Origin of the sequence: Kaistella sp. (assembly GCF_041824135.1) — a bacterium.
Taxonomy (GTDB): domain Bacteria; phylum Bacteroidota; class Bacteroidia; order Flavobacteriales; family Weeksellaceae; genus Kaistella.
Window position 1 is genome coordinate 20,772 of record NZ_JBGZYM010000106.1, and the last position, 23,848, is coordinate 44,619.

The window sequence follows — 23,848 nt, forward strand, 5'->3', positions numbered from 1 at the left end:
GCAGGTTACGCTATAAAAAATCACCCAAGAATAATTGGGCGATTTTATAACGAATTCATCCAAACCGTTTACCAGATTTTAACTCTGTCTTCTGGTTTTTTATAGAGTTGATCACCTTCCTTCACATCGAACGCTTTGTAGAAAGCATCCGTGTTTACAAGTGGACCAAAGGCGCGGTATAAGCCCGGCGAATGTTCATCAGTTTTAATTTGATTCACCAAAGCGGCTTCTTTTTGAAGGGTTCTCCAAACCGTTGCCCAGCTCAGGAAGAATCGCTGATCTTGGGTGTAACCACTGATTTCTCCTGGATTGCCGTGGTCTTTTAAATACATTTGTAAAGCATCATACGCAATATTTACTCCACCAAGATCGGCGATATTTTCTCCGTTGGTAAAGGCGCCGTTGACGAAAGTCCCTTTTACAGGTTCGTATTTGTCATACTGTGCAGCAAGAGCTTTGGTCGCTTTTTCGAAATTGGCTTTATCTTCTGGCGTCCACCAGTCTACCAAATTTCCGTCGGCATCAAACTGTGCTCCGGAATCATCAAAACCATGGGTCATTTCGTGACCGATCACGGCACCAATTCCACCAAAATTAATGGCGGCATCGGCATTTGGATTAAAGAATGGCGGCTGTAAGATCGCGGCTGGAAAAACGATCTCGTTGTTCACCGGATTGTAATAAGCATTCACGGTTTGTGGCGTCATTCCCCATTCTGTACGATCAACTGGTTGTCCTACTTTTTCTAATTCTTTCCCATATTGCCAAGCAGTTACATTTTGAAGGTTTTTATATAAAGTTCCGCCGTTCTCTTTAGAATCTACGGTCAATTGAGAATAATCTTTCCATTTATCCGGATAAGCCACTTTTACAGTGAACTTGTTCAGTTTATTAAGCGCTTTCTCTTTGGTAACGGGCGACATCCAGGTCAGATTATCAATATGCTGTCCGAAACTTTTTTTCAGATAGCCAATTAATTCTACCATTTGAGATTTCGCTTCTGCCGGGAAATATTTCTCAACATATAATTTTCCGAAAGCTTCTCCTAGAGATCCGTTGATCAACTCAAATCCTCTTTTGTCCTGTGCTCTTTGAACATCCTGACCTCTTAAATATTTACCATAAAAAGCAAATTTAAGATCATCTAAATCCTTGGAAAGGTAACTTGCGCTACCGGAAAGCAAATGAAACTTCATGTAATCTTTGATCAAAGGAAGATTTTTTGCGTTGATGAATTTGTCTAAATTCTGATAATATTTTAGTTCTCCAATGATGGCACGATCCGTATTTACACCAGCTGCAGTAAGATATTTCGGCAGGTCAACATTCTTCACCAACTTCGAAAGTTCGGGCATTGTGCGTGGATTGTACTGTAAAGTAGCATCCCGGACCTGCTCATTCGTTAGGTAAGTTTGCGCAATACTTTTCTCGAAATTGACAATATTCTGAGCGGTTGCTTTTGAATTTTTATATCCTAAAACATCCAACATGGAAGAAACGTATTCTGTATATTTCGATACCGTTTCAGTATTCTTAGGATTTACTTTTTGGTAATAATCACGACCTAATCCCAGACTCGCATCTCCTAAATAAATGGCGTTCATTTTCGAATCTTTCAGATCTGAAAATACACTCCAGGAATAAAAAGGATTCTCTCCGCTTTTGGTCGCTTCAATCAAATAATTTTGTAAATCGGTTAGTGATTTTATACCGTCAATTTTGGCTAAATCAGATTTTATAGGTGAAAGTCCATCGGCATTTCTTTTACTCATATCCATGTAAGTAGCGTAAAGATCCTGGATCTTCTTGCCTTCACTTCCTGGTGCGAATTTGTCATTCAACAGGGAATGCAGGATGGTCATCGAGTTGTTATCCGTGTCTTCTGCCAATTTATTAAAAGAACCCCAAGTCGATTTGTCGGCAGGGATTTTCGCAGTTTTCATCCACGATCCATTGACAAAGTCATAGAAATTATCCTGTGGACGAATCGATTTGTCGAAGGCTGTAAAATCAAGTCCGTTCTCAACAATTGATTTCACTGTTTCGAGTGGTGTAGCTTCGGGCTCCTGAGTTGTTGTAACTTTAGAAGCACAAGAATTAAGGGCAATAATTCCAGCAAACGCCAGAATGCCAATATTTATATTTTTCATTAAGAATTACTTTCTTATTTAGTCTGAATTTTTTTTTATTTGTTACAATTAATTCAAATAAAAAAGCCATTCTTAGTGAATGACTTTAAGTTATTTATTTAAAAATGATTTTTCCGCCAATGACATTTTTAAACTTCCGTTCGTCTGGATCACCATACACATTGATGATCCCGCCAGCTCTGGTTTTAGCATCTACTGATTCTGAAGCGAAAATATCTGCAACTCCACCAGCAGTTGTTGAAACCGTTGCACTTTGCGAATCTAAATTTTGACCGTAAAACTTTCCACCTGAAGTCACGATGATGTCTTGGTTGTCGGCATTTCCTTTTACCGTAATTTCACCGCCAGAATTGGTTTTAATATTCAACTTTCCAGTATCGACATCTAAATTTATTTTAGACCCTTCATTGGAAGTTAAAGTCAGCATTCTCGCTTTCAACGTTTCATTCGAACTGACTATTGACCCTTGACTCGCCTGAATATCATTAATATTTTGGTAATACACTTTTACAGAAACCTGATCTCCTTGCAAGGTTTTTACTGCGGACATTCTGATCTTCAGTTCTCCATTTTTATTGACCGTTTCCAGACTTGCGTCGTCAGAATTACTTTCTATCCTATTTTCATTACTCGGAATGATGGTGACCGTAATTATATCATACACTTTCAGATTAGAAAATTCACCCACCTTTCGCGAAATCTGTGCGAAAGACCACTGAAATCCAACAAGCATCAAACCTACTGCTATTTTTCTCATTTTTAATTTTATTTTAATGTACACAACGTTATTTTTACCTTTTTGTTTTCCACTAACAAAACTTTAAACGGTATTTTATTTCAATAATAATTCTTTTTTCTAAATTGAAAATCTTTCATTAATTGATAAACTAGTCTAAAATCTTACCAAAATTCAAAGAAAGGTGTAATATTTGAATACCATTAGCGACTTCTCAATAAAAGACATTTTCTCCATTTTTATGAAATCAAAGACATTCATCAAACTGACAGACAAAGGGATTTACTGCATACCCGGTAAATTTTATATTGATCCGTGGAAACCTGTTGACCTCGCTGTAATTTCCCATGGACATGGCGATCATGCCCGCTGGGGAATGAAAAAATATCTTTGTCATCACTTTACCAAACCTATTTTACTGCATCGTATTGGACCTGATATCGAGGTTCAAACGATTGGCTATGCTGAAGAAATTGTGATCAATGGCGTTAAAGTTTCTATGTTTCCTGCAGGACATATCATTGGTTCTGCACAGATCAGAATGGAATACAAAGGATATGTCATAGTGTTTTCTGGAGATTACAAAACAGATGACGACGGTTTATCAACGCCTTTTGAATTGGTGAAATGCAATGAATTTATTACAGAAAGTACTTTTGGCTTGCCTATCTATCATTGGTTAAAGCCTCAGGAATATGCAGAATTAATGCAATCATGGGTTCAACAGAATAAAGAGAATGGAAAAACATCGGTCTTTATCGGTTACTCTTTAGGAAAAGCCCAAAGGATTATGAAGTCTGTCGAAGGAAGCGGAAAAATTTTTGTCCATCGTTCTATTGGAAAACTCAATGAAGGAATGGAGTCCGTCGGAATTAATTTACCGGAATATGAAACGTTGGATTTTCAGGAAAGTGTAAAACACGCTGATGGTGAAATTGTGATCTTGCCGCCAGCTTTATTTGATTCTAATATTATTAAAAAGATCCCAAACCGGGCCACGGCAATTTGTTCCGGCTGGATGCAGGTTCGCGGTTCCCGCCGTTGGCGGTCTGCAGATGCGGGCTTTGCTATTTCAGATCATGCCGACTGGACTGGATTGATCGAAACGGTAAAAGCGACCGAAGCCGAAAAAGTATATGTAACACACGGACAAACCGCCGTTTTTTCCAAATATTTAAACGAAATTGGAATCAACGCCGTAGAATTAAAAACTATTTTCGGCGATGAAGAAACTACGGAAAAAGAACTGATAGAAAACTAATGAAAGATTTTGCATCCCTCATCAATGCGCTCGACAGCACCAACAAAACCACTGCGAAAGTAGATGCAATGGTCGCTTATCTGCTAACCGCAGATGATAGTGACAAGTTGTGGTTTTTGGCTTTGTTTACGGGTAAGCGTCCGAAAAGACCGGTCAATACCAATCTTTTAAAACAATGGGCTTTAGAAATTACGCAACTTCCGGAATGGCTTTTTATAGAATCCTATTCGTCAGTTGGGGATTTAGGCGAAACTTTATCGTTGATCCTTCCCAATGCTGAAAATCAAATCGATAAATCTTTAACGCAATGGATGACCGAATTAATTGCCCTAAAAGATCAGACCGATGAAGAGAAGAAGAAATACGTTCTGGAATCCTGGAACGGCTTAAATCATGTCGAACGTTTCATTTTTAATAAATTAATTGGCGGAAGTTTCCGCATCGGTGTTTCCAAAAAATTATTGATCAATGCACTTTCCAAATTTTCTGGTGTTGATGGAAATATTCTGATGCATTCCATTATGGGAAAATGGAAAATGGAAGAAGAGAATTTCGAAGATCTGATTCAGGGAACCAATATTAATCCTGATGCCTCCAAACCTTATCCATTCTGTCTGGCTTATCCTTTAGAAAAGGAAACGCAGGATTTGGGCGACCGAAAAAATTGGCAGGCCGAATTTAAATGGGACGGAATTCGTGGACAGTTTATTAAAAGAAATGACGAAATATTTATTTGGTCTCGCGGCGAAGAATTAGTCACCGAGCAGTTTCCGGAAATTGTTTCTGCTTTAAAAGAAGTAGAAGGAAATTTTGCCATTGATGGAGAAATCCTCGTCGTTAAAGAAGACAAAGTTCTTAATTTTAATGAACTTCAAAAACGTTTAAATCGAAAAACAATTCCGAAAAAAATGCTGGAAGAACTTCCGGTTCATATTTTTGTTTACGACATTTTAGAGTTGGAATTTGAAGATTTACGAGAAAAACCTTTATCTGAAAGACGCCTGCTTTTAGAAGGTTTAATTGAAAATTCTCCCGTCGACAGAATTAGAATTTCAGAAATTGTTACCGCAGAAACATGGGAAGGTTTAGCCGCAATTCGGGAAAATTCACGAGATAATAATTCAGAAGGATTAATGTTGAAGGAAAATAATTCTCACTATCACGCCGGCCGAAAAAAAGGCGATTGGTGGAAATGGAAAGTGAGTCCGCTGACAATTGATGCTGTTTTAATTTATGCTCAGAAAGGTTCTGGTCGAAGAAGTAATTATTACACTGATTATACTTTTGCCGTTAAAAACGAAGATAAATTAGTAACGATTGCAAAAGCCTATTCTGGATTGACTGATAAAGAAATCATGGAAGTCAGTAAGTTTGTGAATAAAAATGCGATTGAAAAATTCGGACCCGTGAGAACGGTAAAACCAGAATTGGTTTTTGAAATCGCTTTTGAAGGAATTGGTTTTAGCAGTCGTCATAAAAGTGGTGTTGCTTTGAGATTCCCTAGAATTGTGCGGTGGCGTCGCGATAAAACGGTCGAAGAAATTGATGAACTTGAAGAAATTAAAAAGTTAATCACTTAATTCTAAAAACCGAAAACCTGTCTGCCGACAGGCAGAAGTCGCAAAAGTTTTACTTCTTAATTTAATCAAAAGAGCAAAAGCATATTGCAATTATCTTTTAAATAATAATTTCATATTATAATATTCATTAGTGATATTCGTGAAATCATTTGTGTTATTAGTGTTTAAAATATTTAAAAATTTCAATGACCGAAAAGTTTCTAAATTCTACCGGATATCAAATCATCAAAAAATGGATGGATGAAAAAGACCGAGAACCTTTTAGTTTTCAGTCAGAAACCTGGTTCAAATTTTCCAATAATTATTCGGGAATGGTTATCGCGCCCACAGGTTTCGGGAAAACATTTTCTGTCTTTTTAGCGGTCGTAATCGATTACATGAATCATCCGGAAAATTACAAACCTGGAATGAAACTGTTGTGGATCACCCCACTTCGAGCCCTGGCAAAGGATATTGCAAAAGCCATGAGTGAAGCTTTGGACGAAATTGGGTTGGATTGGGAAGTTTCGGTTCGAAATGGAGACACGCCAAAGAATATTCGCGCCAAACAGACGAAAAAAATGCCCGACATTTTAATCATCACTCCAGAAAGTCTGCATTTATTACTCGCTCAAAAACAACATCAGAAGTTCTTCAATAAATTACAATGCATCGTGGTCGATGAGTGGCATGAATTGCTCAGTTCCAAACGTGGCGTGATGACAGAACTCGCCGTATCAAGAATTTTTAGTTACCAGAAAAAATTACGAATCTGGGGAATCACTGCAACCATCGGAAATTTGGAGGAAGCAATGGAGGTGCTGATTCCGTATGATATTAAGAAAACAAAAATCGTTGCGAAGGAAAAAAAGAAGATCGAAATCAAATCTGTTTTCCCGGATGATGTTGAAGTTTTGCCGTGGGCGGGACATTTAGGAACCAAACTTGTCGATAAAATTATTCCAATTATCTTGGAAAGTCAAACCACTTTGGTTTTTACCAACACTCGAAGTCAGGCCGAAATGTGGTATCAGGTTTTGCTGAATACCCATCCAGATTTTGCCGGACAAATTGCGATTCATCACAGTTCGGTCGATAAAGATATTCGAATTTGGATCGAGGAAAATTTATCTTCCGGTTATTTAAAAGCCGTGATTTCAACCTCATCATTAGATTTAGGAGTTGATTTTAAACCAGTTGATACCGTGATTCAAATTGGATCCAGCAAAGGAATCGCGCGATTTCTACAACGAGCCGGACGAAGTGGACACTCGCCTTTTGAAACCTCAAAAATATATTTTGTACCAACGCATTCTCTAGAACTGATTGAAGTCGCAGCACTGAAAGAAGCCGTCAAACAAAATAAAATTGAACCTCGCGAACCTTTAGTTTTATGTTATGATATGTTGCTGCAATTTGTACTGACATTGGCGGTTGGAGATGGATTTAATGAAAAAGAAACGTATCAGCAAATTACTTCGACAAACGCTTTTAGGGAATTATCCTCAGAAGAATGGACCTGGATTTTGACTTTCATTACCGTTGGCGGGAAATTAAAAAACTACGAAGAGTACCATAAAGTCGTCATCGAAAATGATTTATACAAAGTCACTTCTCGCCGAATTGCGATGTTGCATCGAATGAACATCGGCGCCATTGTAAGTGATTCGATGTTGAAAGTGAAGTTTTTTTCTGGTGGATATGTCGGCATGATCGAAGAATATTTTATTTCAAAATTAAAGAAGAACGACAAGTTTGTTTTAGCCGGAAGAGTACTTGAAGTTTCTCATGTTAAAGAAATGACGGTCTATGTTCGAAACTCCAGTGGTAAGGGAATTGTGCCCAGTTATTTGGGTGGTAGATTGCCTTTGTCCTCTTATTTAAGCGGTTTTTTAAGACAAAAATTATCGGAGTCGCTCCATGCAAAATCTTCCGAAAAAGAATTGCGGTTTTTACATCCGCTTTTGATCAGCCAGCAGGAAAATTCACATATTCCAAGTGAAAATGAGTTTTTGGTTGAACGCATCAAAACGCGTGAAGGTCATCATTTATTTATGTATCCGTTTGAAGGAAGATTGATTCATGAAGTAATGTCGGCACTCATCGCCTATCGCATTTCCCGTATTTCGCCGATCTCCTTTTCAATTGCAATGAATGATTATGGTTTTGAATTATTTTCAAAACTGGAAATCCCTTTAACTGAAGAAAACATTCATGAAATTTTGTCCAAAGAAAATCTAATTCGCGATGTGATGGCTTCTGTCAATTCCACCGAAATGGCAAGAAGGAAATTTCGTGATATCGCCGTCATTTCCGGAATGGTGATTCGAACTTATCCTGGACAACAGAAAAATAATAAAAATTTACAATCCTCATCAGGATTAATATTTAATGTTTTGGAAGATTACGATCCTGAAAACTTATTATTAAAGCAGGCTTATTCGGAAGTATTTTTTCAACAAATTGACGAAGCGAGATTGGTAGAAGCCTTTAATAGAATCCATCAAAGTGAAATTATTATTAAAAATTCAAATACCTTTACACCCTTAAGTTTCCCTATCAAAGTGGACAGTTTGCGTCAAAGTTTAAGTAGCGAAGATTTAAAAGCCCGAATTCTACGCATGAAAGTGGAAGCCATGAAAAAGAAAATGAAAAAATGACGTTGCAGACATTAGAAAAAACAATCCAAAACCAAACCCTTGTCTTCACCAATCAACGCGCTTTATTTTGGCACGAACAAAAAGCCATCATTATCAGTGATCTGCATATTGGAAAAACGGCTTACTTTAGGAAAAATGGAATTCCGATTCCGTCTGATATATTGGAAAAAGATTTAAAACGATTAGCAGTTTTGATTGAAAATTTTGATGCAGAACAATTATTAATTGTGGGCGATTTTCTACACGCTGGAAAAAATAAAGATTTCGAAATTTTCGAAGCGTGGCGTTCGAAGAATTTAACTTTAAAGATCATTTTAATTAAAGGGAACCACGATATTCATAAAGCAGATTTCCTGAAGCATTTAGATATCACGATTTTTAATGATTTTTTAAAATTGGATCCTTTTACTTTTATCCACGAACCTATCGATTCCGAAAATCAATTTTCGATTTCAGGACATCTTCATCCAGGAGTTACGGTGAAATTAGAAAAAAGAAAAACGGTTCGATTGCCTTGTTTCAGAGTCTCTGACAATCAATTGATTCTTCCAGCCTTCAGTGAGTTTACGGGTTTGGATACTAAATCATGCGAGGACTTTGATTGTATTGCTTTTAACGATGATCTTATTTTTGAACTTTAAATTTGAAACCACAAAAGTCACAAAAGTTGAAGTTCAAAAAATCTGCTATCAAAGTTCACAAAAAAAAATAATCGAGTTTTCGTTTTCCGATTTAAATAATCAAAGAATTTCCTTGTGACTTCTGTGGTCAAAGAACTAATACTTTTCGCGTATTAAAATTTCAACCAAATCCTGTAAAACCCGTTGTGAAACAAAATTGACGAAATCATTTCTTTCAAAATGCGGAAGATGCAATCGATTGGTTTTTTCAAAATCATTCACGCGTATTGAATAAAATACGGTTCCGATCTCATTATTAAACTCATCTGATCTTGGTCCCGCAACTCCAGTTGTTGAAAGTGATATATTGGTCTTAAATAATTGTTGTCCACCCAAACTCATTTCCTGTGCAACCTCTTCTGACACGGCCGTTTTTTCTTTTATGGTTTCTTTTGAAACGCCGAGAATTTCTATTTTTTTCTGATAATCGTAAGCAACTATTCCTCCTGAAAAATAAGTAGAACTTCCCGAAATTGAAGTGAGTATTCTTGAAAGTTCGCCACCGGTACAACTTTCAGCAGTTGACACCGTCAATTTCTTTTCATCTAAAATTTCTTTTAGAATGTCTTGAATATTATCGCCATTCCAGGAAATAACATTTTCTCCAATTAAAGGTTTTAATTTCTGAGCTTCATTTTCTATTCTTTGCTCCAGCTCTTCTTTGGATTTTCCCTGAGAAGTTAACCGCAGTTTTATACGATTGCCAACAGGAAGATAAGAAAGTGAAATGTTTTTTGGTAAAGCCAATTCCCAGGATTCGATTTGATCAGATAACAAACTTTCCGGTATTCCGACCACAGAAATAGTCTGGGTGACAATGTGATTTAAACTAAATTTTTTCGCCAAAAAAGGGATGATCTTATCCTTTATTAAAGGCTTGACTTCAAAAGGAACACCAGGAAGTGAAATTACGATCTTTCCATTTTCCTGAATCATTTGGCAAGGTGCGCTTCCGTTTTCGTTTTGGAAAATAAAGGCTTTGCTCAAAACTTCGGCCTGTGGTTTATTCAACGCCAGTAGATGTCCGCGATTTCTCTTTTCGAATAATTGCCGTAAATGTTCGAAGGTCGTTGGGTCCAAAACAATTTCATCTTTGAAAAATTCTTTGAAAGCGATTTTGGTTTTATCATCTTTAGTTGGACCAAGTCCGCCGGTGGCGATAATCAAATCTCCTAACTCAAAAGCAGAAGTTAAACCTTTTTTAATCGCTTCGATTTCATCTGAAATGGTGAGAATCTGAACGACTGGAATTCCGATCTTCTTGAGTTCGGTGGCAATAAAATTTGAATTGGTATCTACGGTATTTCCAGACAGGATTTCGTCGCCGATGGTAATGAGGACTGCTTTCATAAAAGAATTTAAGGATATAAAAATACTGAATTTTATTCCAGCAAGTGAAATTAACTTCAGTATTTGTAAAAAAGAACCCATTGCAACCCGACTTTAATGGAGCTCTTTTTGTGAAACGAAGTGGAACAAAAAAGCGGGAATGGTAGGCGGAAATTGTTGCCCAAAGAATCAAAATTTTATTTATCGTGTTCCACCCAAATTAATTGATCGGTGTTGTAACCAATACTTTTCGCTTTTGCTAAAAACCGCTCTCTGTACTCGGCTGGAATTATTTTCTCACGGGAAAGAATCCACAGATAATCCAGATTATTACCGGCGACCAAAGCATATTTGTAATCCTCATCGATGTCGATAACGTTGTAACTTGCCCATATAGGTTTGAAGAAAGAGACTTTTAATTCGGCAATATTTTTATTTTTCACGAACTTGGCTTCACCAATACTTTCCTTCCATTTATCTTTTACGTAATCATAACCTTTGTTGTCTACCTTAATATTTCCGTTGTCTTTCATGGAGTAAGTAGCGGTCACGTTATTCAAATTCTTTTCGAAGCGAAAATCAAAGCGTGCAATTTCATACCATTTTCCTAAATATTTTTGGGAGTCAAAATTTTGAACTGCTGTTGCACCTTTCGGAACTCCGACGGCACAAGAACTTAATAAAGCGAGTCCAAAAAGTCCGACTGCCACTGGTATTGCTATTTTTTTAAGATTGATCATGATTTATTTTTTAAGAAACACATTTGAAATAATGGGCGTGTGAATTTTAATGCTTCCCCAGAAACAAAAACTACGCCGCACTATTAAATCAATAAATAAAACACTCAAAAATTATGAAATAAAGAGTTTTAAGAAATTTTTAACATTTTAAAATTAATTTTAATAGAATGTGGTTTAGTTTTTGAATCTATATTGGGGCAAATGAAAATTCGATTCTCTCAATTCTGAGGAATGACTTTCTTAACATTAAAAAAATTCAAATTTATGTCAACTGAAAATTTAAGTCAAAAAGAAGCTATAGAAACTTTAAAGAAACTATCCGAAAGTGCAAGGGTTTGCATGTTCTGTACAGATTTAGATTCACTTCCGAATGCGTCGAGACCGATGAGTCTGAAAGAAACGGATGAAGAAGGAAACTTATGGTTTTTGAGCAGCGAGCAAAGTCACAAAAATTTCGAAATAAAAGAAGATAACCGGGTTCAACTTTATTTTATGAACAATGGTGATTCTGAATACCTTTCTATTTTAGGCAAAGCTTTTATTTATAACGATAGGTCAACGATAGAAGATAAATGGACACCATTGGCCAATGCCTGGTTCGATGGTTCCGAAGATCCAAACGTTTCCGTTATTAGAGTAACGCCAGAAGAAACGTATTATTGGGAGCCTAAAGTTGGCAAGTTCGTATCCATGCTTCACTTTGCGACCGCAGCAGTCACTGGACAGAAATCTGACAACGATGATGGAAGAGAAGGAAATTTACATGTATAATATTAACACATTAAAAATTAAAATATGAAACCAGACTTAGGAATAGCACAAAAAGATCTTACCGCAGTACACAAAATCTTAAATAAAGTTTTGGCTGACGGCAATATACTCTATATCAAAATGAGAAAATTCCACTGGAATTTATCAGGAGATAATTTTATGGAATTACACCTACTATTTGAAGATCAATACGATGCAATAGCAGAAGCAGCCGATGAAGTTGCGGAAAGAATTGCAACTTTGGGTGGAACGGCGATCGGTACTACTACTGAATTCGCGAAAGAATCTCAGTTGAAAGAAACTCCTGGAAAAGTACCTGACACTCAAGGCATGCTGAAAGAATTAGTGGGCGATCACGAATCGATCGTAAAATCACTAAGAGAGAATCTTGATAAAGTGGAAGAAGATCATAAAGACGCTGGTACTGCAGATTTCTTAAACGGATTGATGCAAGAGCACGAAAAAATGGCCTGGAAACTGAGAAAATATTTCAAAGACTAATTGGTCGTCTTTATTACAATCAAAAGTCCCTATCGAATTCGACAGGGACTTTTTTTACATTTAAGGAATAGTACTCGAAGGAGTGCTGTTTAGTTCTTCATTAACTTTATCGTTTGAAGCCCTTTATTTGTTTTTACTTTAAGTATATAAACTCCTTTGGTCAGAACAGAAAGATTAATCTTATTTTCAACAACATTCTTTGAAGAGAAAACCAATTGTCCCGAAGTACTGTAAACTTCTGCAAATTCTATTTTATCGGAAGATTTAATAGTAACGACATCTCTTACAGGATTTGGATAAACACTTATTTTATCTGATTTAACGACTTCCTGAGATCCTAAATTAGCTCCCGGAAGTTTGATAAGAAATCCTTTTGCATCACCTTCTCCAAAATTAACACCGATTCCGCCGATGAACTTTCCGTCTGGTGAAATTCCAGTTGGTACGGAGAAAGTTATTCCCAGATTATTATAATTTAAGCCTGCAACATAATCATCAAGCTTTACTTTACCTCCTGCTTTGGTCCAAACAAACCCTTCTCCCAATAGAATACTTTGGGTAGGATCAAAAGACAAACCAATTGCCATGGTGCCATCATCTGAAATAGCGGTTACATTGGTAATATAATCTGGATTATCACTGGTTATAAAAGTTGTTCCATCGGTTTCATTCCAAATATATCCGATACCACTTCCAATCGTAGAACCACAAGTAGTTTTACCGTCGCCACTAATTGCTACTGCTTCACCTAAAATTATACCCTGATCATCTCTCAAAAATTCCTGTACTCCGTTTCTCCAGATCACTCCTTGGCGCACCCCATTAATTGCATCCTGCCAACCAGTGATAACCGTACCGTCTGCATTGACGTCGTTAGCACGGGAACTTCTCGTTGCCACTGTACTTCCCAAACCTACGATCGAGGTTCCTTCTTTCCAATAAACAGCTTCCCCTTTCGAAGAAGTATTCCACGCAAAACCTACGATGTTTTTTCCATTCGCAGACATTCCCCATGGAGAAGAAGTATCGGCACCAGACGAGACCCCAAGGTATCCTAAAAATTTATATGATTCATTTGCCACTGTATATAAAAGGGCTTCTTCTTTATTTTGATTTGCGGCATTGGGCAAAGCCATTGAGATCACAGATCCGTCTGCAGATATATTCGCATTACCCGAAACTCCGCTGTCTCCAGATTCACCTAATAAAGTTCCGCTATTCGCTTCAGACCTCATAAATATGGCACTTCCAAAAACGTTTCCAACTGCGATCCCATTATTAGAAACGTCGGTTACCTGAACATAACTACCAAGATCGCTCACTTGAGCATTTGCTGAGGATAAGGCACAAACCCCTATTGCTAAGGTGTAGAATTTTTTCATAATATTTTATTTGATTAATTGGAAACAAATATACCTGCTCTACTATAACAGATGAAGTTTTTGACTTGCAAAATTCACGAAAAGCGAAAATATAAAAGTGATAAATAACGCCTAGTCAACGAATTAAAATTGACTTAAATTTTTAACCGCATTTCAAAACAAGTAGTGAAATTTATTTAAGAAGGCTCTTTCCAATCTATTCCTTTAAAAAAAGAACTTGACTAAATAAAAAAGAGCTGTGATTATACCGCGGCTGATAGGTTTTGATTGGAAACAAAAATTCCCTTTCGGTTAAGAAAAGGAATTAATATAATCTGTAAAAGAATTTTTATTTAAAAACTTCCGTTAGAAAAGCTTTCATATCATTCCATGATTTCACATCTGCTTCTTTATTATAAGCAACTTTCATTTTATACTTTTCTCCAATTGCAGTTGCTTCAGGATTGGTAAATGAATGAAGTGCGTTTGGATAATCGATGAACTTATAATCTATTTTCGCTGAATCCATTTCTTTTTTAAACGCTGCAATTTCTTCTGCTGGAACGAAAGTATCTGCTGCACCATTTAAAACTAAAATTTTAACATCATTATTTTTAGGCTTTATTCCAGTCATTAAATTTCCGTGGAAAGAAACGACTCCTTTTAATTCATCCTGAAGACGAGCCATGTTCAAGGCTTGTGCTCCACCGAAGCAATAACCGATCACCGCTATTTTGTTAAAATCTGCATTATCAAATTTCAGAAGTTGTGCTTTGGCCTTGTCGAACTTCAATCTTGCATTAATGGGAACTTTATAAAACTCTCCTGATAATTGTGCGGCTTCATCCGGATTATCAACTGTTTTTCCCTCACCATAATAGTCGACAACCATTGCGAAGTAACCTAATTCAGCCAGTTGCTTGGCTCTGCTTTTTGCATATTCTGTTACGCCCCACCATTCCGGCAAAACCATCACTACAGGTTTTACCTGATCTGCAGCTCCTTCATAAGCGACGAAAGATTTGTGCGTTTTCCCATCAATATCATAACTTACCTCTTCGGTAGTCAGTTCCCCAGAAGTTGATTTTACCGAGTTTAAATTAACTATATCTTCTGTCTTTTTTTCCTGACAAGAGAAAGCAAAAAGCAGAGAGAACAACACGGTGGATATTTTAAGGATTTTCATAATAAGCAATTTATAATTTAAGTTTTTAAAGATAGCGATTTAGATTTACAGAAATAATAAACGCAACCTTTAAGCTGCGTTTATTTCTATATAAAATTTTCTATTTAATGGATATGTTTTTCTGCGTGGTAAGAACTTCTCACCAAGGGAGAACTTTCTACGTGACGAAAACCTAAGCTTCTCGCAAAATCGCCGAATTCATTAAATTCTTCTGGCGTAACAAATTTTTTCACCGGTAAATGTTTCTTCGTCGGCTGTAAATATTGACCGATAGTAATTACATCTACGTTGGCGTTTCTGATGTCTTCAATGGTTTTAAAAACCTCAGCGTTCTCTTCACCCAAACCAAGCATTAAACCAGTTTTAGTTCGTTTTTGACCAGCTTCTTTTAAATAAGACAACACTTCTAAACTTCGTTCATATTTCGCTTGAATCCGAACTTCTCTGGTTAAGCGTTTTACAGTTTCCATGTTGTGAGAAATTACTTCTGGTGAGACTTCAATCAGACGATCGATGTGTTTTGTAATTCCCTGAAAATCCGGTATCAAAGTTTCCATAGTTGTTCTGGGAGAAATACGACGAACCGCATTCACCGTTTCAGCCCAAAGAATGGAACCCATATCTTTTAAATCGTCACGGTCAACGGAAGTAAGAACGGCATGTTTAATTTTCATTAATTTAATCGAACGCGCCACTTTCTCTGGCTCATCCCAATTAACATCCAAAGGTTTCCCTGTTTTTACACCACAAAAGCCACAGCTTCGCGTACAGATATTTCCCAGGATCATAAACGTTGCAGTTCCTTCACCCCAACATTCGCCCATATTTGGGCAACTTCCACTTTGGCAAATGGTGTTGAGTTTATATTTATCGACCAACGTTCGAAGTTCGCGGTAGTTTTTTCCGGTCGGAAGTTTCACGCGAATCCATTTTGGTTTTTGAATGACTGTATCGGTAAGTGTTTCGTTCATTTTTAAAAATAAAAAGCAAATTTACAATACTTTGGATTGACTACCAAAGTTGAGGTGTGGATGATTCTTCAAAAATTAAAAATCTTAATCTTCGAATTCTGTGTTTTTAAGTAATTCAGCGAGCAGTTTTTTAGCACGCATAATTCTGACTTTCGTGTTTGATACTGTTAAGTTTAATTCTTCTGCAATTTCTTTGATGCTCTTTTCTTCAAAAAATCGAAGTTGAATAATATCTTTGTAATTAGAGTCTAAACTTTCAATGATTGACAGAATCTGTTTCTGATCTTCTTCGGAAATTAAAAGTTCCTCGGGAGAAAGTGCCAGATGATTTTTAAATCCGTCGAAGTTGTCTGTAGAATCTTCATTTTCCCGGGCTTTTTTCCGCCAGTAATCAATGATGGAATTTTGTGCAATGGTGAGAATCCAGGTCTTAAATTGAAAGTTAGGATCAAATAAATCCAGCTTTGCCAATACTTTCGAAAAAATAGAAACGGTGAGCTCATCGGCGACATGCTCATCCTGAACTTTTTTCATTACAAAACTGAACACGTCTACCCAAAAAAGATTAATTAATTGAGTCTGTGCTTTTTGATTTTTATTTTTCGCAAAAGCAATCAGCGATAAAAGATCTGTGTTTTTCATGAATCAAACAAAGGTAAGAAATTGGCCTATTATCTTCAGTCGAAACGGTAACAAATTAGTTTGATAAATTTATTTTAAAATCTTACCTTGCAAGACAAAGTTTAAAAGAATATTTATTATGAAAACGAAGAAGAAATATAAAAAACAGGTTTTAAAATCGTTAAAAAAATTGGCGAAAGCGGAATATGATCTTTTGGAAACGATGACCAATTTAATGCTGTTGAAAGAATTTAAAGACAATAAAATTGAATTCAAAAAAGGCGATACTTTCTCATTCGAAGACAATATCTTTGATTATAGCGAAGATGAAAATATCCGTAACATGGCCAAACTTCGTAAAAGAATTATGAGCACTATGCAAAGCCTTGTTGAAAACAGTGATTTTAAAGATAAAGAAATCGAGTTTTTAGCGTAAGAATTTTTTTAAAATAAAAAAAACGGTTTCAATACAATTGAAGCCGTTTTTTTTTGTGTTGTAAAGAATAACTCAGTAAAAAAAGCTTAATATTTTATTATCGTTTTTTGATTATATTTGAGAAAGATTAGCTCTAAAATCCTCACAATCAATGTTCGCTTCAATTAAAAACAGTTCTTCCATTATTCTCAAAACAGGACTAATCCTTTGCTTTGGTTACTTTTTTTGGTTGATGCTTCAATTGACATTCGAATATATTCCGGCCAACAGTGACGTTTCATTTTTGATGATCAAACAAACTGAAGTCATTTCACATCCCGAATATTTAAGCTTTTTTTACATTCATGTTTATTCGTCGATATTGGTTTTATTAACCGGATTTTTAGCAATCATAAGAGTCAACTTCAACAAAATAAAAATACATCAATATGTCGGAAAAGTGTATGTGTTTGTGATTCTATTTTTAGCCGCACCAACCGGAATTTATATGGGGTTTTTTGCCAATGGCGGATTCTTCTCAAAAACATCCTTTGTGATCTTAGGAATATTTTGGTGGTTTTCCACTTTCAAAGCCTACCAATTGATCCGCCAGAGAAATTATAAGGCTCATCAAAAGTGGATGTGGAGAAGTTTCGCACTAACGCTGTCTGCGATTACTTTGCGTCTTTGGAAATGGATCATTGTTTATTTTTTCCATCCAAGCCCTATGGATGTTTACGAAATTGTAGCCTGGCTGGGTTGGATCCCAAATATTTTATTGATCGAATTACTAATTAGAAAAAAAATACTCTGATGAAAAATTTAACTTTACTCTCCATCGCCTTACTTGCTGCTACAGTGACGAGTTGCAAGAATGAGAAAAAAACCGTTGACGTTGCAAAATTTGAAGAAAATCAGGTCGTTGAAATTCCGGATATCCATCAGGAGCTCTATGGAATTTATACGGGAGCATTTTCAGGATATTACAAAGTCCGTACAGACGACGATGAGTATGAGGATTATGAATCAAAACGGCTTTCTTTAAAAATAAATCGAATCACAAAAGACAGCGTTTGGGGACAAAGTATTGTTAATGGGAATCAGCGTCCGTTTCGGGGTGTTTTTAATGATAAGACGAATCATTTCGTTTTGGATGAGCCAGGTTCTGATAAAACAGATGGAAGATTTGAAGTCAACTTGTCCGCGGATAGTTTGACGGGAAATTGGGTTGCCTTTGATAAATCAAAAGTAAAAGCTCCTACCAAGACGGTAAAATTAATTAAAAAGACGTTTGTCTATAATCCTAATTTTATGTTGGATCCAGAAAATACAGATCTTGTAGACTGGACGACTTCCAAAGAAGTAAAAAATTCTTATAAAGATGAGGAAACCGGGAATACCGAAACTTATAGCAATTCACTCAACCGAAGTGGCACTGAAGCTATTTTTCAAATTAATGGTTCGAAACAATCATTAACTGAAAAAGAACTGAAAAATCTGCGAAAATTAGATCTGGAAATTATCAAAAACGCCATCTACGCCAGACATGGATATTCATTCAAGAAACAAACTTTTAGAACATTTTTCGAACAGACCGATTGGTATATCCCAGTTTCTAATGATGTAGAAAAAGAGTTAACACCGATGGAAAAATCGAACATAGCAATGCTGACCAGATTTATTGCTTATGCTGAAGATAAGTATGATTCTTTTGGAAGATGATAGGTAAATCAGGACAATTTACGACACGAAAAACGGTTTCAAATAATTGAAACCGTTTTCTTTTCATGACATCATTTTTCAGAAGAAATATATCTTTTAGAAATTAGCGATCTGCATCATATTCTTTTTTCTAATTAGAATTTTGACGATTAGTAAGGGAAGCCACTGAAATAGGTTATTCCATAATAGGCACCCCAACCTACGATTAAAATGATAATAATCCACATCCAAACCGGAACTGTTTGCGGAGTTTCACTTCCTTCAATAACGAAACTTTTTTGGTTTCCTCTATCATAAGCGTTTATCATCAACGGAATTACACCATCTACGATGTCATCTTCGCTCAACCCTTCTACACTAACAGACGGACCATTTTTTACCGTGAAATTTATTTTTCGAATTCCTTCTCTTCCTGTTGGAGACTTGCTCACAATTTTCAACACGTGTTCACCGTCCGTCAATTTAGCCGTATCAAAATCAAAGACAATCGGAGTTTCTAATTCTGCGAGTGGTTTTTCGTCATCATCAATAAAGAGAAAAACGGAACTTCTATCTTTAGTCATCTTTTACTTTTTTATGGAATTAATTGAAAATAGAATTCTTAATATGATCCCGGTTTTTCTCACCTGGTTTTACCAAATACTTTAATGAATAAATAAAAGTGTAAATAGTAAGAACTGCAATAACAGCCACGATAATCCAGTCATAATCACCACGAGGTCCAACGCCATGGGTAAAGTCTCTGGTCACTTTTGGTTGTTGAAGCTTACAGGCTTCACATGCTAAAGCGAAATTCAGTAACAGTAAAAAAAACAGGATGGCGGTATTTCTAAAATTTTTCATAGGTCTCATTTAAGGTTTAATCAATATCATTTACTTTATGTTATCCATTACCGCCTTCACCTCGGCAGCAGTTACTGGCTTGGCATTGTTACCCCAGGAAGAACGTTCATGATTCATGATCGCGGCAATCATCTCCGCTGTGAAGTTTGCATTTTTACCGACAGCAGGCATTGGTCCATAGCCAGGTCTTCCGTTGTAACCGCCCCAGATAATATTCACATAAACTTCAATATCTTCAGCAGCAACGATCGGGCTTCCTTTCAAAGGTGGAAACGCACCCTCTAGTCCTTCGCCATTAGCTTGATGACAACTTGCACAATTTGTAGTATATAATTCTGCTCCATCTGGTAAGGCATCTGCTCCACCTGCGGCTGCAGTTTTCTTGACCTCTCTTTTATACAAAAATTCCACTGGAGCCACTCCTTCTGGTAATTTCGTTTGCTTTAAACTTTTCAAATAGGCAACGAGTTGAAGTGCTTTTTTGGTAGGTACAATTTTTTTAAATTTATGTTTTAAAAATTCAGCCGGAACTTTAACCTCAATATCTCCTTTTGCTAAATATTCTTTTTCTTCAAAAAGAAAAGAATACGACGGCATGATCGATTCTTTCACGACCGCTCTTGGTTGATACAAATGAAGTAAATGCCAATCATCACTTGGTTGTCTCTCACCAATGGTGGTTAAATCCGGTCCCGTTCTTTCGGATCCTAGTAAATTAGCGGTATTTCTCCACATGTCTGTCTGATGATTTCCAGCGTAATCTGCGGGAATACTGGGTCTGCTCCCAAATACTTTATCCATTTCAACTTCTCGCACCTGTTGCGTGTGACAAGCGATACACCCGTTTTCTACATAAACAGCTTTTCCGGCAGCCTCATCTATGGTTAAAGGTTTTGCATCCGGCAGCGGCTTATAAATTTGTTGCATGGTAAAAGCAGGCAAAATCGCAATCTGTAACGTTAGGAACAGAAATAAAATTAAGGCCGACCAAAACAAAGTTTTATGATTATTTAAAAATTCCATTATTCCAATTTATTTTGTAGGGATGAATTCAGTATTTTTGAGTTGTCTTTTTGCTTCCAGAATTTCTGCGGGCGTCGTCGGAATAATGACCTCCGGTTTTTTATTGACCATTTTGTAGAAGTTGTAGGCAAATACAAAGTGCGAAATCCACATCATCGTTCCACCAATCGCACGCCATAACCAGTACGGAGCCATTAAAACTACACTTTGAATAAATGGTTTACTTTCCATCCAAAGCAATCCTTTTTCGGTAGCACCAATCATCAAAGGCACGGTATAAAACATTAAACCAATCAAGGCTAACCAGAAATGAATACCGACCGAAATTTTTGGCGGTTCTTTTCCAGTAATTCTTGGAATTAAAGTGTAAATAAATCCCCACAACATAAAAGTGATAATACCGTACATCGTTAAATGGGAGTGAGCTACCGTGAAATCAGTAAAGTGCCAAATTAAATTCGTAAATCGGAAGGCTTCTACCGTTCCCTGCATGGAGCCGGTGAAGTAGAAAATAATACCGATGATATAAAAGGGAAGTGTATAAGAATTTTTTACCTGATACCATGCACCGTTAAAAGTCAATAAAAAGTTGGCTGTTCCAGCTACCACAGGAATTACCATTCCGACACTTGCGACAATTGCTACCGTTTGCATCCACCATGGAATCGCGCTGAATATAAAGTGGTGACTTCCAATTAAAGTATAGAATATAATCTGAGTCCAGAACGCTAAAATTCCTAAACTGTAAGAGTAAATAGGTTTGTTCAATTGTTGAGGAAGGAAATAATACATTAAACCTAAAACTAAAAACATGAACCACATTCCAACTCCCTGGTGCATATAGTATCCTTGAACAATGGTTTCTGCCAATCCATCTTGCCAAACAGGAACGTAAGCAACGACTAAAATAACAATTACAAACATGATCGCAGAAATTATATACCAGTTCGACACATAGATCTCTTTGGTTGTTCTTCTTGCAACGGTCATCAAAAAGTTATACAAGGTGAGAACAATACCGGCAGCAAAAAGAGCCATAATTGGCCAGATATATTCTCTGTATTCTCCACCGCCATTATTAATTCCCGCCATTAATGATATGGTTCCCAGCAAAACTGCAGCATTCATTAAGTAGAACGTATACCACCCAATTTTAAGACTGAAAATCCTCACATTACTTACTCTCGGAATGACATAATAGGAAAGTCCAACCATTGCAAAAGAGGCCCAGCCCCAAAATACCATGTTGGTATGAACCGGACGAAGCCGCCCAAAACTTAACCAACTGACATGATCTGCATCTGGTGCGACGAACTTAATCCCTAAATACTCGCCAACGCTTGTACCGAAAAGCAACCAGAAAATAGAGAATCCAATGTAGTATAAAATTAACTTTGCAAGTTGTGGTGAAATATATTTTTGAGGAACAAAACTCCTTTTATGTGGAATAAACCGAAGTTCATCAATCACATTAATATTATGAATAATCCCCTTGTCATCGGAAGGAAGAATTGCCCCAGAAAGTTCATTTTGAGGAAGTTGGTATTCTTGTTCCACTCTCCTTTTCTCATAAAAATCCAGTTCTTCGGGAGTAAGCGTTTCTATCTTTTTGTTGAATTCAAAAAGTTTCCGTTGGTTCTTTAAATTCTTGTACGTACTGTAAGTCTTCACAATCGCAATGACCAGTCCGGCAAGAACCGGTATTAAAATGAGAAGTACCGTGATCTGAATTCCCGATTCCCCAAATATTGAATTATTCATATAGAAATATTAAAAGATAAAATTGTCCTTTATTATAGTAAAAAAAACTACCGCTTCAAAAACGTAATACCGTCTGAAACCTCATCAGCCAAAGACTTTAACGATTTTGTTTCTAAACTTTCTCTCATTTCCTCCCGGATTTTCACAAAAGCGAAATGCATTGGACATGGTTTTTGGCCGTCACAACGTCTAAGTCCAAGCGTACAGTCTTCAAAAATACCATCACCGTCCATTGCTAAAACAATCGTCAAAAGTGATATATCCTCAATCCTATCTAACGGTACGAAAAACCCACCAGTTGGACCTTTCATAGAAGACAACACTTCTGTCTTAGTGAGTTTCTGTAAAATTTTCGCCATAAATGCGGGTGGCGAATCAGTATGTAACGCTACATCCTTCAAACTTACTTTTCGGCCTTTAATAGAATTTTTTGCCACATAAATTGACGCTCGAATTCCATACTCACATGATTTTGAAAACATATCTTTTTTTACTCCTAACAAATGTATAAAAAAAAATAATAGAAGACAAAACAGTCTTCTATTATTTTTAATCAAATTAAGAGAAATAAATTTCAATTTTATTTACGCCATTACGGGAACATGAATTTCTGTTTTAAATTCTTTATTGATCGCTTCTATAAAATAAGCAGATAAAAGTGGAGAGGCTTTTTCGACATTCTGATGAACGAAGAAATACAGATTTTTTAATCCTTCTTTTTCCCAAACCTTAAGACGCTCTATCCAGTCATCAAGTCGCGTGTAATCACTGTCAGCATTAGCGCCAACGTACCGAATAAAAGCGGTGTCAGTGGTGAGACGCATGTGCAATAAATCTCTTCTTCCGGCAGTATCAACAATAATATTGGTGATCGCATGTTTTTCAAAGAGATCCATCGTAGTATTAAAAACTTCCTCATCACCAAACCATTCCTCATTTCTTAATTCTACCGCAAGCGGAACTTCTTTAGGCCAATCTTTAATAAATGTTTCTAAGCGATCATAATCTTTCGGTTTGAAATTATCGTGAAGCTGTAAAAAAACCATGCCTAATTTTTCATCAAAGTTTAAAACAGAGCTTGCGAACTCGGTAACAACATCTGTGATATTGAGTAACCTTCGGTAATGCGAAACGGTATTTGGAACTTTCGGAAAGAACTTAAAATCTGCCGGCGTTTTATCTTTCCAAGTGAAGACCTGCTCTGGTGAAGGTGATTTATAAAAAGTAGCATTTAACTCAATAGAATTAAACTGCTGTGAATAATACGTCAATTCATCTTTCGTTCCTCTGGGATAAAAACCTTTCAAATCAGTTTTGTTCCATTTGGCACAACCGACGAAAATATTAAAATCTTTGGATTTATTTTCTTTTAAGATCTCTTTTGTTCTGGGATGGTCTTTGGGAAGTGTGAAATCAATTTGAGAGGGGTCTGGTACTTGTCCGAATTTCATTTTTTTAGGTATTAGGTGGCAGAATTTAGGTCTTATCTATCAAAGGTAAAAAAAACCGTAGAAAAAATTCCACGGTTTAGTCTATAATCTATTTGTTTATAATCTGA

General features: G+C 36.4%; 23 protein-coding genes. 9 read left to right on the forward strand and 14 right to left on the reverse strand.

Annotated features, from left to right (window positions below):
- Positions 1-68: 68 nt before the first annotated feature.
- Positions 69-2,150 carry a M13 family metallopeptidase gene (locus tag ACEYOS_RS13585; protein WP_373739104.1) on the reverse strand — a complete coding sequence of 694 codons (2,082 nt, stop codon included), beginning with the start codon at positions 2,148-2,150 and terminating at the stop codon, positions 69-71.
- Positions 2,151-2,244: 94 nt separating this feature from the next.
- Entirely contained in the window at positions 2,245-2,907 is a 663-nt protein-coding gene (locus ACEYOS_RS13590; RefSeq protein ID WP_373710081.1) for a head GIN domain-containing protein, read from the reverse strand.
- 220 nt (positions 2,908-3,127) lie between these two features.
- Here ACEYOS_RS13590 and ACEYOS_RS13595 point away from each other — a divergent pair, with 220 nt between their 5' ends.
- From ACEYOS_RS13595 to pdeM, 4 genes are all read left to right on the forward strand, one after another.
- A complete protein-coding gene (locus ACEYOS_RS13595; protein WP_373710082.1) occupies positions 3,128-4,147 on the forward strand; it encodes a ligase-associated DNA damage response exonuclease in 1,020 nt (339 codons plus the stop codon).
- A complete protein-coding gene (locus ACEYOS_RS13600; protein WP_373710083.1) occupies positions 4,147-5,727 on the forward strand; it encodes an ATP-dependent DNA ligase in 1,581 nt (526 codons plus the stop codon). Before ACEYOS_RS13595 ends, ACEYOS_RS13600 begins: the two co-directional genes overlap by 1 nt.
- 185 nt (positions 5,728-5,912) lie before the next feature.
- The gene (locus tag ACEYOS_RS13605; protein WP_373710084.1) at positions 5,913-8,366 is read left to right on the forward strand and encodes a ligase-associated DNA damage response DEXH box helicase; all 2,454 of its coding nucleotides are present in this window, start codon (positions 5,913-5,915) and stop codon (positions 8,364-8,366) included.
- Entirely contained in the window at positions 8,363-9,007 is a 645-nt protein-coding gene (pdeM, locus tag ACEYOS_RS13610; RefSeq protein WP_373710085.1) for a ligase-associated DNA damage response endonuclease PdeM, read from the forward strand. Before ACEYOS_RS13605 ends, pdeM begins: the two co-directional genes overlap by 4 nt.
- 135 nt (positions 9,008-9,142) lie before the next feature.
- Here pdeM and ACEYOS_RS13615 read toward each other — a convergent pair whose 3' ends face one another.
- Entirely contained in the window at positions 9,143-10,396 is a 1,254-nt protein-coding gene (locus ACEYOS_RS13615; RefSeq protein ID WP_373710086.1) for a CinA family nicotinamide mononucleotide deamidase-related protein, read from the reverse strand.
- A gap of 176 nt (positions 10,397-10,572) precedes the next feature.
- A complete protein-coding gene (locus ACEYOS_RS13620; RefSeq protein WP_373708067.1) occupies positions 10,573-11,115 on the reverse strand; it encodes a lipocalin family protein in 543 nt (180 codons plus the stop codon).
- 264 nt (positions 11,116-11,379) lie between these two features.
- Between ACEYOS_RS13620 and ACEYOS_RS13625 the strand changes: the two genes are divergently transcribed.
- Positions 11,380-11,886 carry a pyridoxamine 5'-phosphate oxidase family protein gene (locus ACEYOS_RS13625; RefSeq protein ID WP_373708066.1) on the forward strand — a complete coding sequence of 169 codons (507 nt, stop codon included), beginning with the start codon at positions 11,380-11,382 and terminating at the stop codon, positions 11,884-11,886.
- 24 nt (positions 11,887-11,910) lie between these two features.
- Positions 11,911-12,387: a Dps family protein gene (locus ACEYOS_RS13630; RefSeq protein ID WP_373708065.1), complete on the forward strand. Its 477-nt coding sequence runs from the start codon at positions 11,911-11,913 to the stop codon at positions 12,385-12,387.
- Positions 12,388-12,476: 89 nt separating this feature from the next.
- On the opposite strand, the gene ACEYOS_RS13635 is transcribed toward ACEYOS_RS13630, so the two are convergent.
- The 4 genes from ACEYOS_RS13635 to ACEYOS_RS13650 form a co-directional block, all read right to left on the reverse strand.
- Positions 12,477-13,769, reverse strand: a complete 1,293-nt coding sequence (locus ACEYOS_RS13635; RefSeq protein WP_373739105.1) for a T9SS type A sorting domain-containing protein — start codon at positions 13,767-13,769, stop codon at positions 12,477-12,479.
- 328 nt (positions 13,770-14,097) lie between these two features.
- Positions 14,098-14,934, reverse strand: a complete 837-nt coding sequence (locus ACEYOS_RS13640; protein ID WP_373708063.1) for a dienelactone hydrolase family protein — start codon at positions 14,932-14,934, stop codon at positions 14,098-14,100.
- Positions 14,935-15,038: 104 nt separating this feature from the next.
- Entirely contained in the window at positions 15,039-15,905 is an 867-nt protein-coding gene (gene lipA, locus ACEYOS_RS13645; RefSeq protein ID WP_373708062.1) for a lipoyl synthase, read from the reverse strand.
- 84 nt (positions 15,906-15,989) lie between these two features.
- Positions 15,990-16,547 (reverse strand): RNA polymerase sigma factor, encoded by a 558-nt coding sequence (locus ACEYOS_RS13650; RefSeq protein ID WP_373708061.1) that lies wholly within the window; start codon positions 16,545-16,547, stop codon positions 15,990-15,992.
- Positions 16,548-16,665: 118 nt separating this feature from the next.
- Here ACEYOS_RS13650 and ACEYOS_RS13655 point away from each other — a divergent pair, with 118 nt between their 5' ends.
- The 3 genes from ACEYOS_RS13655 (at position 16,666) to ACEYOS_RS13665 (ending at position 18,663) form a co-directional block, all read left to right on the forward strand.
- Positions 16,666-16,962: a hypothetical protein gene (locus ACEYOS_RS13655; RefSeq protein WP_373708060.1), complete on the forward strand. Its 297-nt coding sequence runs from the start codon at positions 16,666-16,668 to the stop codon at positions 16,960-16,962.
- Between the two features lie 151 nt (positions 16,963-17,113).
- Entirely contained in the window at positions 17,114-17,755 is a 642-nt protein-coding gene (locus ACEYOS_RS13660) for a DUF2306 domain-containing protein (protein ID WP_373708059.1), read from the forward strand.
- Positions 17,755-18,663, forward strand: coding sequence for a YARHG domain-containing protein (locus ACEYOS_RS13665; protein ID WP_373708058.1), 909 nt, complete (start codon positions 17,755-17,757; stop codon positions 18,661-18,663). The genes ACEYOS_RS13660 and ACEYOS_RS13665 overlap by 1 nt, the downstream gene beginning before the upstream one ends.
- A 149-nt stretch (positions 18,664-18,812) precedes the next feature.
- Here the strand turns inward: ACEYOS_RS13665 and ACEYOS_RS13670 are convergent, their stop codons facing one another.
- From ACEYOS_RS13670 to ACEYOS_RS13695, 6 genes are all read right to left on the reverse strand, one after another.
- Entirely contained in the window at positions 18,813-19,226 is a 414-nt protein-coding gene (locus tag ACEYOS_RS13670) for a cytochrome C (RefSeq protein ID WP_373708057.1), read from the reverse strand.
- A 19-nt stretch (positions 19,227-19,245) separates the two neighbouring features.
- Positions 19,246-19,506, reverse strand: coding sequence for a hypothetical protein (locus ACEYOS_RS13675; protein WP_373708056.1), 261 nt, complete (start codon positions 19,504-19,506; stop codon positions 19,246-19,248).
- A gap of 30 nt (positions 19,507-19,536) precedes the next feature.
- Positions 19,537-20,529 carry a cytochrome c gene (locus tag ACEYOS_RS13680; RefSeq protein ID WP_373708055.1) on the reverse strand — a complete coding sequence of 331 codons (993 nt, stop codon included), beginning with the start codon at positions 20,527-20,529 and terminating at the stop codon, positions 19,537-19,539.
- A 9-nt stretch (positions 20,530-20,538) separates the two neighbouring features.
- Positions 20,539-22,290: a cbb3-type cytochrome c oxidase subunit I gene (locus tag ACEYOS_RS13685; RefSeq protein WP_373708054.1), complete on the reverse strand. Its 1,752-nt coding sequence runs from the start codon at positions 22,288-22,290 to the stop codon at positions 20,539-20,541.
- Positions 22,291-22,337: 47 nt separating this feature from the next.
- Positions 22,338-22,772, reverse strand: coding sequence for an Rrf2 family transcriptional regulator (locus tag ACEYOS_RS13690; RefSeq protein ID WP_373708053.1), 435 nt, complete (start codon positions 22,770-22,772; stop codon positions 22,338-22,340).
- Between the two features lie 102 nt (positions 22,773-22,874).
- Positions 22,875-23,741 carry a DUF72 domain-containing protein gene (locus ACEYOS_RS13695; protein WP_373708052.1) on the reverse strand — a complete coding sequence of 289 codons (867 nt, stop codon included), beginning with the start codon at positions 23,739-23,741 and terminating at the stop codon, positions 22,875-22,877.
- Positions 23,742-23,848 lie beyond the last annotated feature (107 nt).

What these genes read in the sequence shown, in the direction of transcription:
- ACEYOS_RS13695 (WP_373708052.1), bottom strand. Translation starts at nt 23,741, where the DNA reads ATGAAATTCGGACAAGTACCAGACCCCTCTCAAATTGATTTCACACTT.
- ACEYOS_RS13665 (WP_373708058.1), top strand. Translation starts at nt 17,755, where the DNA reads ATGAAAAATTTAACTTTACTCTCCATCGCCTTACTTGCTGCTACAGTG.
- ACEYOS_RS13670 (WP_373708057.1), bottom strand. Translation starts at nt 19,226, where the DNA reads ATGACTAAAGATAGAAGTTCCGTTTTTCTCTTTATTGATGATGACGAA.
- ACEYOS_RS13590 (WP_373710081.1), bottom strand. Translation starts at nt 2,907, where the DNA reads ATGAGAAAAATAGCAGTAGGTTTGATGCTTGTTGGATTTCAGTGGTCT.
- pdeM (WP_373710085.1), top strand. Translation starts at nt 8,363, where the DNA reads ATGACGTTGCAGACATTAGAAAAAACAATCCAAAACCAAACCCTTGTC.
- ACEYOS_RS13655 (WP_373708060.1), top strand. Translation starts at nt 16,666, where the DNA reads ATGAAAACGAAGAAGAAATATAAAAAACAGGTTTTAAAATCGTTAAAA.
- ACEYOS_RS13600 (WP_373710083.1), top strand. Translation starts at nt 4,147, where the DNA reads ATGAAAGATTTTGCATCCCTCATCAATGCGCTCGACAGCACCAACAAA.
- ACEYOS_RS13620 (WP_373708067.1), bottom strand. Translation starts at nt 11,115, where the DNA reads ATGATCAATCTTAAAAAAATAGCAATACCAGTGGCAGTCGGACTTTTT.
- ACEYOS_RS13595 (WP_373710082.1), top strand. Translation starts at nt 3,128, where the DNA reads ATGAAATCAAAGACATTCATCAAACTGACAGACAAAGGGATTTACTGC.
- ACEYOS_RS13680 (WP_373708055.1), bottom strand. Translation starts at nt 20,529, where the DNA reads ATGGAATTTTTAAATAATCATAAAACTTTGTTTTGGTCGGCCTTAATT.
- ACEYOS_RS13585 (WP_373739104.1), bottom strand. Translation starts at nt 2,150, where the DNA reads ATGAAAAATATAAATATTGGCATTCTGGCGTTTGCTGGAATTATTGCC.
- ACEYOS_RS13675 (WP_373708056.1), bottom strand. Translation starts at nt 19,506, where the DNA reads ATGAAAAATTTTAGAAATACCGCCATCCTGTTTTTTTTACTGTTACTG.
- lipA (WP_373708062.1), bottom strand. Translation starts at nt 15,905, where the DNA reads ATGAACGAAACACTTACCGATACAGTCATTCAAAAACCAAAATGGATT.
- ACEYOS_RS13650 (WP_373708061.1), bottom strand. Translation starts at nt 16,547, where the DNA reads ATGAAAAACACAGATCTTTTATCGCTGATTGCTTTTGCGAAAAATAAA.
- ACEYOS_RS13640 (WP_373708063.1), bottom strand. Translation starts at nt 14,934, where the DNA reads ATGAAAATCCTTAAAATATCCACCGTGTTGTTCTCTCTGCTTTTTGCT.
- ACEYOS_RS13690 (WP_373708053.1), bottom strand. Translation starts at nt 22,772, where the DNA reads ATGTTTTCAAAATCATGTGAGTATGGAATTCGAGCGTCAATTTATGTG.
- ACEYOS_RS13615 (WP_373710086.1), bottom strand. Translation starts at nt 10,396, where the DNA reads ATGAAAGCAGTCCTCATTACCATCGGCGACGAAATCCTGTCTGGAAAT.
- ACEYOS_RS13625 (WP_373708066.1), top strand. Translation starts at nt 11,380, where the DNA reads ATGTCAACTGAAAATTTAAGTCAAAAAGAAGCTATAGAAACTTTAAAG.
- ACEYOS_RS13630 (WP_373708065.1), top strand. Translation starts at nt 11,911, where the DNA reads ATGAAACCAGACTTAGGAATAGCACAAAAAGATCTTACCGCAGTACAC.
- ACEYOS_RS13635 (WP_373739105.1), bottom strand. Translation starts at nt 13,769, where the DNA reads ATGAAAAAATTCTACACCTTAGCAATAGGGGTTTGTGCCTTATCCTCA.
- ACEYOS_RS13660 (WP_373708059.1), top strand. Translation starts at nt 17,114, where the DNA reads ATGTTCGCTTCAATTAAAAACAGTTCTTCCATTATTCTCAAAACAGGA.
- ACEYOS_RS13605 (WP_373710084.1), top strand. Translation starts at nt 5,913, where the DNA reads ATGACCGAAAAGTTTCTAAATTCTACCGGATATCAAATCATCAAAAAA.
- ACEYOS_RS13685 (WP_373708054.1), bottom strand. Translation starts at nt 22,290, where the DNA reads ATGAATAATTCAATATTTGGGGAATCGGGAATTCAGATCACGGTACTT.